Here is a 13,146-nt window from a genome sequence, read left to right as displayed (position 1 = left end):
AACGAGAGTAGTATAGGAGAGATTTTCATGAATGAGCAACTTGTCAAAGAACTGCAAAGCATTACAGGAAAGGGATCCAAATACATAAGGAATGTACTGGAGCTTCTCGGGGAGAAGAACACCGTCCCTTTTATAGCACGTTACCGCAAAGAGATGACAGGAGGGATGGATGAGGAGGAAATCAAGGAGATTTCCGACAGATTCACTTATCTAGAAAATCTGGAGAAACGGAAGCAGGAAGTGATCCGTCTCATAGATGAACAGGGACTGCTGACAGAGGATCTGAGAAGGAATATTTTAAAGCAGACTGTCCTGAACCGGGTGGAGGATCTGTATCGTCCATTCAAACAAAAGAAGAAGACACGTGCAACAGAGGCGAAGCGCAAAGGACTCGGCCCCTTTGCGGAACGTATCCTGCTTCAGGAACCGATGGATGTGGAAGCGGCTGCTGAGGAGTTTATGGGCGAAGAAGTGGAGACTGCCGAGGCTGCGATCACAGGGGCACTCGATATCATTGCTGAAAAAATATCCGATGAGCCCAAATACCGTTCATATATATTGAAAGTCATCAGGGATACTGCTGATATGGTGACTGCTAAGAAGAAGAATGGAGAAGATCCGACAGGGGTCTTTGAGATGTACTACAGCTATCAGGAACCCATACGGAAGATTGTACCCCACCGTGTACTTGCCATAAACCGTGGAGAAAAACTCGGGGTTCTGGGCGTCAGGATGGAATACGATATGGAGCGCCTGAAACGCTATATCGGCAAACAGGAGATAAAAGAGAAGTCAGCAACCGGCCGGTATATGGAAACTGCTGTTGCAGATGCTCTGAAGCGCCTGATCATGCCGTCCATAGAGCGTGAAGTGAGGAATGGTCTTACGGAAAACGGGGAGCAGCATGCAATTGATATTTTTGCAGAGAATCTGAAAGGACTGCTGCTGCAGCCACCGCTCAAAGGCAGAGTGTTACTCGGACTGGACCCGGCGTTCAGGACAGGCTGCAAGATGGCTGTCATCGATCATTCGGGCCAATTCATCGACAAGGGTGTCATCTATCCGCATCCACCCCAAAAGAAATATGATGCAGCCAAAAAAAGCGTTTTGGAAACAATCAGGAAGTATGGAGTTTCTCTTATTGCCATCGGAAATGGAACGGCTTCAAGGGAGACAGAGCTTTTCGTCAGTGAACTTGTCAAAGAGAATGGACTCGGCACCCAGTTCATCATTGTGAATGAGGCGGGGGCGAGTGTTTATTCCGCATCGGAAATTGCGAGGGAGGAGTTTCCCGGCTTCAATGTTGAAGAAAGAAGTGCGGTGTCAATAGCGCGCCGTGTGCAGGATCCGCTCAGCGAGCTGGTGAAAATCGATCCTAAATCAATCGGTGTCGGCCAGTATCAGCATGATGTTAATCAGAAGAATCTTGCGGAAACCCTCGACTTCGTTGTTGAAACGACGGTCAACCGGGTTGGTGTCAATGTGAATACTGCTTCCCATACACTTTTGGAGCACGTTGCAGGCCTGTCCCCCTCAATCAGTAAAAATATCGTTAAATACCGTGAAGAGAATGATGGCTTCAAGACCCGGAAGGATATAGGCAAAGTACCGAGGCTCGGATCGAAAACATTTGAACAATGCATCGGCTTCCTGAGGATCCCGGAGGGCGGGGAACCACTTGACCAGACCCCGATCCATCCGGAAAACTATAAAGCGGCATACGCACTGATCGGGCAGCTGGGCCTTAAAAAAGAGGATATCGGTACAGATGATATGTCCAAAAAGCTTGATCAGATCAATATTGAAGATATGGCCGCCGATCTCGACATCGGTATACCGACACTGGAAGACATCGTAGAGGCGCTGAAATCCCCGACACGGGATATCCGTGATGATTTTGAAACGCCGTTGCTCAAGTCGGATGTCCTTTCCATGGAGGACTTGAAAGAAGGCATGAAATTGTCCGGTACTGTGAGAAATGTGACGGATTTCGGAGCGTTCGTTGATATAGGGGTCAAACAGGATGGACTCGTTCATATATCCAAGATGACAAGCCGGTTCATCAAACATCCGATGGAAGTCGTGAGTGTTGGTGATATCGTTGATGTCACAGTCACAGGAGTGGATGTTGGCAAAGAACGGATTTCACTTTCCATGAAAAGATAGGAGACTGGATTCTTGAGGGCAGTCTGTAATTCATATATCATGATAACTAATACATGAAGCAAAGGAGAATTTGAATGCCGAAGATGAATGTGGAAAGTTTCAACCTCGATCATACAAAAGTAGCTGCACCGTATATCAGATTGGCCGGTAAAAGTGAAGGTGAGCATGGAGACGTCATATACAAGTATGACATCCGGTTCTGCCAGCCCAATCAAGAGCATATGGAGATGCCGGGATTGCATTCTCTTGAGCATCTGATGGCAGAGAATATCCGTAACCACCATGAAAAGGTTGTTGACTTGAGCCCGATGGGCTGCCAGACCGGGTTCTACCTGTCTCTCCTCAACGATGATGATTTTGAAAACGTGACCGATGTAGTCGGGAAGACATTGCAGGATGTCACAGCTGCCACCGAAGTCCCCGCATGTAATGAAGTTCAGTGCGGCTGGGCTGCGAGCCACAGCCTTGAGGGCGCACAGGAAATCGCGAGGCGCATGCTTGAAAGAAAAGAAGTCTGGCACATCGTCTTCGCGCAATGAGATGAATATATGTATGAAAAAGGGGACCCGATCAACTGATCGGGTCCCCTTTGATAATTATTTTAAAATGGATAATCCGGGGCTTCAAGGTCAACATCGCCGATATTGACTCCCAGTGCTTTCGCTACACCCTCGCCGTATGCAGGGTCTGCCTTGTAGCAGTTTCTGATATGGCGGTGCTGGATCTGTTCTGTAGTGCCCTGCATTTCAGCTGCAGTGTTCTGGAACAATCTTTCTTTCGCTTCATCGGACTGCAGTCTGAAGAGTTTACCGGGCTGTTCATAATAGTTGCTGTCATCTTCACGGAAGTCATGTTCATAGATGGCACCCATGGATTCCTGGGGCGGCATTTTAGCTTCCGGAGTGCTGTTGTACTTGTTGTAGCTGTTAGGGTAGTAGTTCGTATGGGAACCAAGGTTGCCGTCAACCCTCATTGCGCCGTCACGGCTGAACGGGCATACGTTTGCAGCACCTTTTGGAGAGTTTACAGGAATCTGATGATGGTTCACACCAAGGCGGTAACGCTGTGTATCACCATAGGAGAACAGACGGCCCTGCAGCATTTTATCAGGTGAGAATCCAAGTCCCGGTACAATGTTCGTTGGTGCGAATGCAGCCTGCTCAACTTCAGCAAAGTAGTTTTCAGGGTTGCGGTTCAACTCGAATTCACCAACCGGAATCAGCGGATACTCATCCTTGAACCATACTTTAGTAAGGTCGAACGGGTTATCTTTATGATTTTTTGCCTGTTCTTCAGTCATGACCTGGATGTACAGCTTCCATTTAGGGAAGTTTCCTTCTTCGATATTATCGAAAAGGTCACGCTGGGAGGACTCACGGTCTTTCGCAATTACATCTTCAGCTTCAGCACCGGTGTAGTTCTCAATACCCTGCTGAGTCCTGAAGTGGAATTTGACCCATACACGTTCGCCTTCATCGTTGATCATGCTGTAAGTGTGGGAGCCGAAACCATGCATGTTTCTGAAGCCTTTTGGAATGCCGCGGTCTGTCATGATGATTGTCACCTGGTGAAGTGCCTCGGGCAGGGAGGTCCAGAAGTCCCAATTACTCTGCGCATTGTGCATGTTCGTTTTAGGATCACGCTTGACAACGTGGTTCAAGCTTGGGAAAAGCTTAGGGTCGCGGAAGAAGAATACAGGAGTGTTGTTACCGACAAGATCCCAGTTACCTTCCTCAGTATAGAATTTCAGTGCAAATCCGCGGATATCGCGTTCTGCATCAGCTGCGCCGCGTTCGCCGGCAACTGTTGAGAAACGTGCAAACATTTCAGTCTGCTTACCGATCTCACTGAAGATTTTTGCTTTTGTATATTGAGTTATGTCATGTGTTACAGTGAATGTACCATATGCACCTGAACCTTTGGCGTGCATTCTGCGCTCAGGGATGACTTCACGGTCGAAGTGAGCCATCATATCCAGGAAGTAAGGGTCCTGCATAACGATTGGTCCGCGGGGGCCAGCAGTCATCGTATTTTCACGGTCACCTACAGGATTACCGAAAAGAGTAGTGAGCCGATCGCTGCCCTGGTTCTGAGACTGTTCTCTCGCCTGGTCACCGCCTCCGGCACGGATGTCGCCAGTGTGTTGACTCTGATTTTCTTTATCCATCTAAAAATCCCTCCGAATTAAGTATTAACCATATTCTTATTTAGAATGATTATAAATAAATCTTAACACAAACAGATTAAAAAACAACACTAAAGCATAAAAATAAACAAAATTAATATTAGATTTTACAAACCGTATTGAGATATGCAATCAATTAATATATTATAATATTACACTGACTAATAAAAATTATACCCCCATCAATTGCCAATGGGAAATATTCTGCTCAGACAGACAAAGCGTTTTTATGGTGGATATAAAACCTCGGGAAGGCTGAGAGTGTATTATCACATCAGTTCCACCATTATAATATTACCCCTTGGTCAGTTACTCCTAAACAGGTTGGGACACTGGCTTTTATGGAATGCAGCAAAAGACCAACGAAGAGAAATGATGATCACTCCTGAAATTCAAAGGATTATATATAGGAAGAAAAACGTCACTTTTGAAAAAGAACCGTGGAAACATCAATTTATATTAAGAATATGTTAAAAATGTATTGACTTTATCTCAATATCCCTTTATTATAAATATCGTTGCACTAATCAATGGCCCGTTGGTCAAGTGGTTAAGACACCGCCCTTTCACGGCGGTAACACGGGTTCGAATCCCGTACGGGTCACTTACTTGAAAACACTCTGACAAAAATAATAATCGAAGTGTTGACATTGAAAAGTCAGCGTGGTAAGATATTACTTGTCGCTAAAAAGTGATTTGAAAGTTTCAAACAACATATGCGGTTGTGGCGGAATCGGCAGACGCGCTAGGTTGAGGGCCTAGTGGGAGTTAATCCCGTGGAGGTTCAAGTCCTCTCAGCCGCATCATCATTCTTCACAATAGTTATCATTCATTATTAAATTATATTATGCGGGTGTAGTTAAATGGTATAACCCCAGCCTTCCAAGCTGATGTCGTCGGTTCGATTCCGATCACCCGCTCCATTAATTATTTGCCAAAAGAGAACATTGAAAACTGAATGACAATATGTCAACGTTAATTCCGAGAAAGCGACACACACAGTGTGTCACAGATTGAGGCGGACAATATAAACGCAGTGCGGTGCCGGAGACGGCACGGCAGGAGCTCGAGATGGGCTTTCCAATTATGGAGAGTTTGATCCTGGCTCAGGATGAACGCTGGCGGCGTGCCTAATACATGCAAGTCGAACGCGAGAAGGGGGAGCTTGGCTCCCTCGGATCGAGTGGCGGACGGGTGAGTAACACGTAGGCAACCTGCCCATCAGCCGGGGATAACTGCGGGAAACCGTGGCTAATACCGGATAATCCTTTCCACCGCGGGGTGGAGAGTTGAAAGACGGTTTCGGCTGTCGCTGATGGATGGGCCTGCGGCGCATTAGCTGGTTGGTGGGGTAACGGCCCACCAAGGCGACGATGCGTAGCCGACCTGAGAGGGTGATCGGCCACACTGGGACTGAGACACGGCCCAGACTCCTACGGGAGGCAGCAGTAGGGAATCTTCCGCAATGGACGCAAGTCTGACGGAGCAACGCCGCGTGAGTGAAGAAGGGTTTCGGCTCGTAAAACTCTGTTGTTGAGGAAGAACGACAGGTAGAGTAACTGCTACCTGTGTGACGGTACTCAACCAGAAAGCCACGGCTAACTACGTGCCAGCAGCCGCGGTAATACGTAGGTGGCAAGCGTTATCCGGAATTATTGGGCGTAAAGCGCGCGTAGGCGGTCTGTTAAGTCTGATGTGAAAGCCCCCGGCTCAACCGGGGAGGGTCATTGGAAACTGGGAGACTTGAGTGCAGAAGAGGAGAGTGGAATTCCATGTGTAGCGGTGAAATGCGCAGAGATATGGAGGAACACCAGTGGCGAAGGCGGCTCTCTGGTCTGTAACTGACGCTGATGTGCGAAAGCGTGGGGATCAAACAGGATTAGATACCCTGGTAGTCCACGCCGTAAACGATGAGTGCTAAGTGTTAGGGGGTTTCCGCCCCTTAGTGCTGCAGCAAACGCATTAAGCACTCCGCCTGGGGAGTACGGCCGCAAGGCTGAAACTCAAAGGAATTGACGGGGACCCGCACAAGCGGTGGAGCATGTGGTTTAATTCGAAGCAACGCGAAGAACCTTACCAAATCTTGACATCCTCTGACCGCCCTGGAGACAGGGCTTCCCTTCGGGGCAGAGTGACAGGTGGTGCATGGTTGTCGTCAGCTCGTGTCGTGAGATGTTGGGTTAAGTCCCGCAACGAGCGCAACCCTTATGACTAGTTGCCAGCATTGAGTTGGGCACTCTAGTGAGACTGCCGGTGACAAACCGGAGGAAGGTGGGGATGACGTCAAATCATCATGCCCCTTATGATTTGGGCTACACACGTGCTACAATGGACAGGAACAAAGGGCAGCGAGACCGCGAGGTTGAGCGAATCCCATAAAACTGTTCTCAGTTCGGATTGGAGTCTGCAACTCGACTCCATGAAGCTGGAATCGCTAGTAATCGTGGATCAGAATGCCACGGTGAATACGTTCCCGGGTCTTGTACACACCGCCCGTCACACCACGAAAGTCAGTAACACCTGAAGCCGGTGGGCCAACCCTTACGGGAGGCAGCCGTCGAAGGTGGGACCGATGATTGGGGTGAAGTCGTAACAAGGTAGCCGTATCGGAAGGTGCGGCTGGATCACCTCCTTTCTAAGGATAATTACGGAACGGAATGGTTGACATATTGTATTCAGTATCATGTACATTGAAAACCGGATAGAGAAGCAATAAATGATTTTTAACCGAAAATCAAAGCGTAGAAAACCGAGAACTGAAATTAAAAAGAGTTCACACAAACACGCGTTGTGCCGCTTTCGGGCGGCACACTCACAAATTCATTGCGATTAAGTAATGAAGGGCGCACGGTGGATGCCTTGGCACTAAGAGCCGATGAAGGACGGAACCAACACCGATATGCTTCGGGGAGCTGTAAGTAAGCGTTGAACCGGAGATTTCCGAATGGGGGAACCCAGCACATGATTATGTGTTGCCGGCCAGTGAATCAATAGCTGGCGCGGCGGTAGACCCGGGGAACTGAAACATCTCAGTACCCGGAGGAAGAGAAAGAAAAATCGATTCCCTGAGTAGCGGCGAGCGAAACGGGAAGAGCCCAAACCAGCTTCGGCTGGGGTTGTAGGACACCGAGACGCGAGACAATGCGGAGCCGAACGGCCTGGAAAGGCCGGCCGTAGGGGGTAACAGTCCCGTAGGCGAAGGGCATTGTCTGGCACGGTGGATCCTGAGTACGGCGGAACACGAGGAATTCCGTCGGAATCCGGGAGGCCCATCTCCCAAGGCTAAATACTCCTTAGTGACCGATAGCGAACCAGTACCGTGAGGGAAAGGTGAAAAGCACCCCGGAAGGGGAGTGAAAGAGAACCTGAAACCGTGTGCCTACAAGTAGTCAGAGCCCGTTAATGGGTGATGGCGTGCCTTTTGTAGAATGAACCGGCGAGTTGTGATCTCATGCAAGGTTAAGCAGCGAATGCGGAGCCGCAGCGAAAGCGAGTCTGAAGCGGGCGACAGAGTATGGGGTTGCAGACCCGAAACCAGGTGATCTACCCATGTCCAGGCTGAAGTCCAGGTAACACTGGATGGAGGGCCGAACCGACTTACGTTGAAAAGTGACCGGATGAGGTGTGGGTAGCGGAGAAATTCCAATCGAACCTGGAGATAGCTGGTTCTCTCCGAAATATATTTAGGTATAGCCTCATGAGAGCATCGTGGAGGTAGAGCACTGTTTGGACGAGGGGCCCATCCCGGGTTACCGAATTCAGACAAACTCCGAATGCCATCGATGTGCTTCATGGGAGTCAGACAGTGGGTGATAAGGTCCATTGTCGAGAGGGAAACAGCCCAGACCACCAGTTAAGGTCCCCAAATATATGTTGAGTGGAAAAGGATGTGGCGTTGCACAGACAACTAGTATGTTGGCTTAGAAGCAGCCATCATTTAAAGAGTGCGTAATAGCTCACTAGTCAAGTGACGCTGCGCCGAAAATGTACCGGGGCTAAACATATTACCGAAACTGTGGATTAATACGAAGTATTAATGGTAGGAGAGCGTTCCAATGGCGGGGAAGCATGACCGTGAGGACATGTGGAGCGATTGGAAGTGAGAATGCCGGTGTGAGTAGCGAAAGACGGGTGGGAATCCCGTCCACCGAATGACTAAGGTTTCCAGAGGAAGGCTCGTCCGCTCTGGGTTAGTCGGGACCTAAGCCGAGGCAGAGATGCGTAGGCGATGGGCAACAGGTCGAAATTCCTGTACCGGTGATGTCCGTTTGAGTGATGTGGTGACGCAGTAGGATAGATGGAGCGTGCGACCGGAAGGGCACGTCCAAGCAGTGAGTGGTCAGGGCAGGCAAATCCGCCCTGTGTAACCATGGGCTGTGACGGGGAGCCGAAAAGAGTAGGCGAAGCCATTGATTTCACACTGCCGAGAAAAGCCGCTGGCAAGGACAGCCACCGCCCGTACCGTAAACCGACACAGGTAGTTGGGAAGAGAATTCTAAGGTGAGCGAGCGAACTCTCGTTAAGGAACTCGGCAAAATGACCCCGTAACTTCGGGAGAAGGGGTGCTCATAGAGATATGAGCCGCAGTGAATAGGCCCAAGCGACTGTTTACCAAAAACACAGGTCTCTGCCAAACCGAAAGGTGACGTATAGGGGCTGACGCCTGCCCGGTGCTGGAAGGTTAAGAGGAGCGCTCAGCGTAAGCGAAGGTGCGAATCGAAGCCCCAGTAAACGGCGGCCGTAACTATAACGGTCCTAAGGTAGCGAAATTCCTTGTCAGGTAAGTTCTGACCCGCACGAAAGGCGCAACGATTTGGGCACTGTCTCAACGAGAGGCTCGGTGAAATCATAGTACCTGTGAAGATGCAGGTTACCCGCGACAGGACGGAAAGACCCCGTGGAGCTTTACTGTAACCTGATATTGAATCTTGACCTCACCTGTACAGGATAGGTGGGAGCCGAGGAAGTGTGGACGCCAGTCTACACGGAGGCAGTGGTGGGATACCACCCTGGTGTGGTTGGGATTCTAACCCGCGCCCGTGATCCGGGCGGGAGACAGTGTCAGGTGGACAGTTTGACTGGGGCGGTCGCCTCCCAAAGAGTAACGGAGGCGCTCAAAGGTTCCCTCAGAATGGTTGGAAATCATTCCCAGAGTGTAAAGGTATAAGGGAGCTTGACTGCGAGACATACAGGTCGAGCAGGGTCGAAAGACGGACTTAGTGATCCGGTGGTTCCGCATGGAAGGGCCATCGCTCAACGGATAAAAGCTACCCCGGGGATAACAGGCTTATCTCCCCCAAGAGTTCACATCGACGGGGAGGTTTGGCACCTCGATGTCGGCTCATCGCATCCTGGGGCTGTAGTCGGTCCCAAGGGTTGGGCTGTTCGCCCATTAAAGCGGTACGCGAGCTGGGTTCAGAACGTCGTGAGACAGTTCGGTCCCTATCCGTCGTGGGCGCAGGAAATTTGAGAGGCGCTGTCCTTAGTACGAGAGGACCGGGATGGACATACCCCTGGTGTACCAGTTGTCGTGCCAACGGCATTGCTGGGTAGCTATGTATGGACGGGATAAGTGCTGAAAGCATCTAAGCATGAAGCCCCCCTCAAGATGAGATTTCCCCATCAGATCCCTCAGAGATGATGAGGTGGATAGGTTCGGCGTGTACGTGTGGCAACACATTCAGCGGACGAATACTAATCGATCGATGACTTATTCAAGAATGATGAAGAAACCGTGTTTCGGTTTATGCGCAATCTATTGCTTCTATCCGGTTTTGAATGTGACATGAAACGGGGCACTGCAGATGTTTATGCAGTGACACTGGATCTGACACATTCGCATATGACATTGTCCGGCGGCGATGGCGGAGAGGCCACACCTGTTCCCATGCCGAACACAGCAGTTAAGCTCTCCAGCGCCGATGGTAGTTGGACTGACGTCCCGCAAGAGTAGGACGCTGCCGGGCAGTACATATTCAATATGGATGCGACATGCCGCATTGAGACCTGTATAGGTCTCTTTTTTTGTATAATAGAGGAAATGGACTTATGGATCAGGAGGGTTTTTGATGAAATTGGAAGTGAATATTAATAATATTGAGGAGACTGAACAGCTTGCTGAAATACTGGGACCTCTTATTTCGGGCGGTACAGTAATGCTCCTCAAAGGTGATCTGGGGGCGGGAAAGACGACTTTTGCACAGTGTGTAGGGATCACTTTGGGTGTCAGACGTCGTATGAGTTCACCGACTTTCAACATCATCAAATCCTATAATGCGGAAAACTTCGTTCTTCACCATATGGACTGTTATCGTTTGGAGAACAGTGATGAGGACCTGGGATTTGATGAATACTTCAATGAGCAGGATGTCTCCATCATCGAGTGGCCAGGCTTCATTGAGGAATTTCTGCCTGACGAATATCTGTCTGTGACGATTGAAAAGACAGCCGGTGACGGCAGATTGTTTACCTTAGAATCGAACGGTGCGAAATATGATTCTGTACTGGAGGCACTACAAAATGTTATCCCTTCTGATTGATACTTCAAATAGGCCGCTGTCTGTGGCTTTAAACCGCGATGGTTTTACTTTGGCGGAAATCAACACTACTGTAAAAAAGACGCATTCCGCAACAGTGATGGATTATATAGACAAACTTTTCAAAATGACGGAGTTGAAGAAAAATGATGTCCACAGGATCATTGTGGCCAACGGTCCCGGCTCATATACAGGTGTGCGGATTGGTGTGACTGTAGCTAAAACGCTTGCATATGCTTTCGGAACTGAACTGTACAGTGTATCTTCTCTGTTTGTGGTTGCTGCATCAAGCAGTAGGAAGGGGATTGTTGCTCCTCTGTTTGATGCACGAAGAGGCAATGTATTTGGTGCTGTATATAATATGAAATCAGACAGCTTTACTGAAAAAGTGGCACCGGCTCATATGAGTCTGGAAGACTTGCAGACAGAGCTCTCTTCCTATGATTCATCAGTCATTCTACTGGATGGACAGGAGAAAGTAAGTGCAAATCTTGAGGATTTTGTCCACACTGTACCGCGTATCAGCATGGTTGAGCCATTCGAAACTGCACTGGAGAAAGAAGATATTCATTCCCTGGTGCCTGAATATTTGAGGATATCGGAGGCGGAAAGAAATTGGATGGAACAGAACAAGTCATAAGACAGATGGGAATTAATGATTTGGAAGCCGTCCATGAAATTGAGACCGCCTCCTTCCCCAATACGTCATGGAATATGGAATCATTTTTGAGGGAATTGACCGTCAACCAGTTCGCGCATTATTTTGTGATGGAGGAAAATGGTGAGGTCATCGGATACTGTGGACTCTGGATGGTCATCGATCAGAGCCAGATCACCACAATCGCAATTGCCAGACATGCGCGGGGTAACGGTCTGGGTAAGGCACTTCTCAGATATGCGAAGGAGTATGCGGCTGAACAGTCTGATTTTCTTTCTCTTGAGGTGAGCATAGACAATAGACCTGCGATGAAACTGTATGAAAAAGAGGGCTTCAAATACGGTGGAGTACGCAAAGATTATTACGGTCCCGGAAAGGATGCACATGTGATGTGGGTGGAATTGAAATGACACAGGATACAGTGATACTAAGCATAGAAACAAGTTGCGATGAGACGGCAGCGAGTGTTGTGAGAAACGGCACTGAAATAATGTCCAACGTTGTAGTGAGCCAGATAGAGAGCCATAAACGCTTTGGTGGTGTTGTCCCCGAGGTCGCCTCAAGGCACCATGTAGAGACGATCACACTGGTGATAGAACAGGCGTTGGAGGAAGCAGGTATGGCACCTGAAGGACTTTCTGCAGTGGCTGTGACCGAAGGGCCGGGCCTGATTGGTGCTCTCCTCGTCGGCATCAATGCCGCGAAGGCATTCAGCTTCGCACACGATCTCCCGCTTATTCCAGTCCATCATATTGCCGGGCACATCTATGCCAACCAGCTGGAAGAGGAACTGGAATTCCCATTGGTGGCTCTGATTGTTTCGGGGGGTCACACTGAACTGATCTATATGGATGACCATCTCTCGTTTGAAGTCATTGGGGAAACGAGGGATGATGCTGTCGGAGAGGCATACGACAAAGTGGCAAGGGTCATAGGGCTGCCTTATCCCGGTGGTCCGCATGTAGACCGGCTGAGTAGGGAAGGCGCGGATACATTTGATTTTCCGAGGGCCTACCTTGAGCAGGGCAGCTATGACTTCAGTTTCAGCGGTCTTAAATCTGCTGTTATAAACACCCTGCATAATCGCAGGCAGAAAGGCCTGGAAATAAAAAAGGAAGATGTTGCAAGAAGCTTCCAGGAAAGTGCAGTGGACGTTCTGACGAAAAAAACGATGGATGCGGTGGAGGAGTATGAAGTGAAACATCTGCTTGTTGCCGGCGGCGTCGCCGCGAACAGCGGGCTGCGTCAGCGTTTTGAATCATTGTGCAGTGAGCATGATGTCAAATTGAGCATACCAAAGCTTAAATTCTGCACAGACAATGCAGCGATGATCGGTGCGGTCGCACATCATCTGTATCAGCAGAACCATTTCGCGTCTTTGGATTTGAATGGCAGGAATTTTATCGATATAGAACTTTTTGTATGAAGCTCCTGTATATTACTGTTCCGGTATCTGAAAAGGTGCCGGAATTTTTTTCTGCGAACGTATATTCAAAGGTCTGCGATGTAAAGACAGTCTTAACAATGTCAATACGGAACGTGTGTTTTATCCACATCTGTTGATAATTTGGGGATAATCCGTGGATAAGGATATTAACAGG

The 13,146-nt window shown here is 49.0% G+C and carries 7 protein-coding genes, 3 tRNA genes and 3 rRNA genes; 12 read left to right on the top strand and 1 reads right to left on the bottom strand.

From position 1 onward, the window contains the following. Nucleotides 1-27: 27 nt before the first annotated feature. Together C792_RS0111375 and C792_RS0111370 are read left to right on the top strand one after the other, a co-directional pair. Nucleotides 28-2,166, top strand: coding sequence for a Tex family protein (locus C792_RS0111375; protein ID WP_017549573.1), 2,139 nt, complete (start codon nt 28-30; stop codon nt 2,164-2,166). A 74-nt stretch (nt 2,167-2,240) separates the two neighbouring features. Further along, nucleotides 2,241-2,705 (top strand): S-ribosylhomocysteine lyase, encoded by a 465-nt coding sequence (locus C792_RS0111370; RefSeq protein WP_017549572.1) that lies wholly within the window; start codon nt 2,241-2,243, stop codon nt 2,703-2,705. A 62-nt stretch (nt 2,706-2,767) separates the two neighbouring features. Here the strand turns inward: C792_RS0111370 and C792_RS0111365 are convergent, their stop codons facing one another. After that, nucleotides 2,768-4,333, bottom strand: a complete 1,566-nt coding sequence (locus C792_RS0111365; protein WP_017549571.1) for a catalase — start codon at nt 4,331-4,333, stop codon at nt 2,768-2,770. Between the two features lie 550 nt (nt 4,334-4,883). Here C792_RS0111365 and C792_RS0111360 point away from each other — a divergent pair. The 10 genes from C792_RS0111360 to tsaD all read left to right on the top strand — a co-directional run bounded on the left by C792_RS0111360 (nt 4,884) and on the right by tsaD (nt 12,971). After that, nucleotides 4,884-4,955 (top strand) — tRNA-Glu (locus tag C792_RS0111360). 114 nt (nt 4,956-5,069) lie between these two features. Continuing rightward, a tRNA-Leu gene (locus tag C792_RS0111355) sits at nt 5,070-5,154 on the top strand. Nucleotides 5,155-5,200: 46 nt separating this feature from the next. Then, nucleotides 5,201-5,274: transfer RNA gene (locus tag C792_RS0111350), tRNA-Gly, on the top strand. Nucleotides 5,275-5,434: 160 nt separating this feature from the next. After that, nucleotides 5,435-6,986: ribosomal RNA gene (locus C792_RS0111345) — 16S ribosomal RNA — on the top strand. Nucleotides 6,987-7,178: 192 nt separating this feature from the next. Then, nucleotides 7,179-10,069, top strand: a 23S ribosomal RNA gene (locus C792_RS0111340). Between the two features lie 133 nt (nt 10,070-10,202). Continuing rightward, a 5S ribosomal RNA gene (gene rrf / locus C792_RS0111335) occupies nt 10,203-10,317 on the top strand. The 16S, 23S and 5S rRNA genes sit together here with 3 tRNA genes alongside, the layout of an rRNA operon. A gap of 102 nt (nt 10,318-10,419) precedes the next feature. Next, nucleotides 10,420-10,890, top strand: coding sequence for a tRNA (adenosine(37)-N6)-threonylcarbamoyltransferase complex ATPase subunit type 1 TsaE (gene tsaE / locus C792_RS0111330; RefSeq protein ID WP_017549570.1), 471 nt, complete (start codon nt 10,420-10,422; stop codon nt 10,888-10,890). Next, a complete protein-coding gene (gene tsaB, locus C792_RS0111325) occupies nt 10,871-11,527 on the top strand; it encodes a tRNA (adenosine(37)-N6)-threonylcarbamoyltransferase complex dimerization subunit type 1 TsaB (protein WP_017549569.1) in 657 nt (218 codons plus the stop codon). Before tsaE ends, tsaB begins: the two co-directional genes overlap by 20 nt. Next, a complete protein-coding gene (gene rimI / locus C792_RS0111320; RefSeq protein WP_017549568.1) occupies nt 11,503-11,955 on the top strand; it encodes a ribosomal protein S18-alanine N-acetyltransferase in 453 nt (150 codons plus the stop codon). The genes tsaB and rimI overlap by 25 nt, the downstream gene beginning before the upstream one ends. Continuing rightward, nucleotides 11,952-12,971 carry a tRNA (adenosine(37)-N6)-threonylcarbamoyltransferase complex transferase subunit TsaD gene (gene tsaD, locus C792_RS0111315; RefSeq protein ID WP_017549567.1) on the top strand — a complete coding sequence of 340 codons (1,020 nt, stop codon included), beginning with the start codon at nt 11,952-11,954 and terminating at the stop codon, nt 12,969-12,971. Before rimI ends, tsaD begins: the two co-directional genes overlap by 4 nt. The last annotated feature ends 175 nt before the right edge of the window (nt 12,972-13,146 follow it).

The sequence above is a fragment of the Salinicoccus carnicancri Crm genome (assembly GCF_000330705.1).
Taxonomy (GTDB): Bacteria; Bacillota; Bacilli; order Staphylococcales; family Salinicoccaceae; genus Salinicoccus; species Salinicoccus carnicancri.
Note: the sequence above shows the minus strand (reverse complement) of the source record. Positions and strands in the feature narration are given on the sequence as shown.

What these genes read in the sequence shown, in the direction of transcription:
- C792_RS0111375 (WP_017549573.1), top strand. Translation starts at nt 28, where the DNA reads ATGAATGAGCAACTTGTCAAAGAACTGCAAAGCATTACAGGAAAGGGA.
- C792_RS0111370 (WP_017549572.1), top strand. Translation starts at nt 2,241, where the DNA reads ATGCCGAAGATGAATGTGGAAAGTTTCAACCTCGATCATACAAAAGTA.
- C792_RS0111365 (WP_017549571.1), bottom strand. Translation starts at nt 4,333, where the DNA reads ATGGATAAAGAAAATCAGAGTCAACACACTGGCGACATCCGTGCCGGA.
- tsaE (WP_017549570.1), top strand. Translation starts at nt 10,420, where the DNA reads ATGAAATTGGAAGTGAATATTAATAATATTGAGGAGACTGAACAGCTT.
- tsaB (WP_017549569.1), top strand. Translation starts at nt 10,871, where the DNA reads ATGTTATCCCTTCTGATTGATACTTCAAATAGGCCGCTGTCTGTGGCT.
- tsaD (WP_017549567.1), top strand. Translation starts at nt 11,952, where the DNA reads ATGACACAGGATACAGTGATACTAAGCATAGAAACAAGTTGCGATGAG.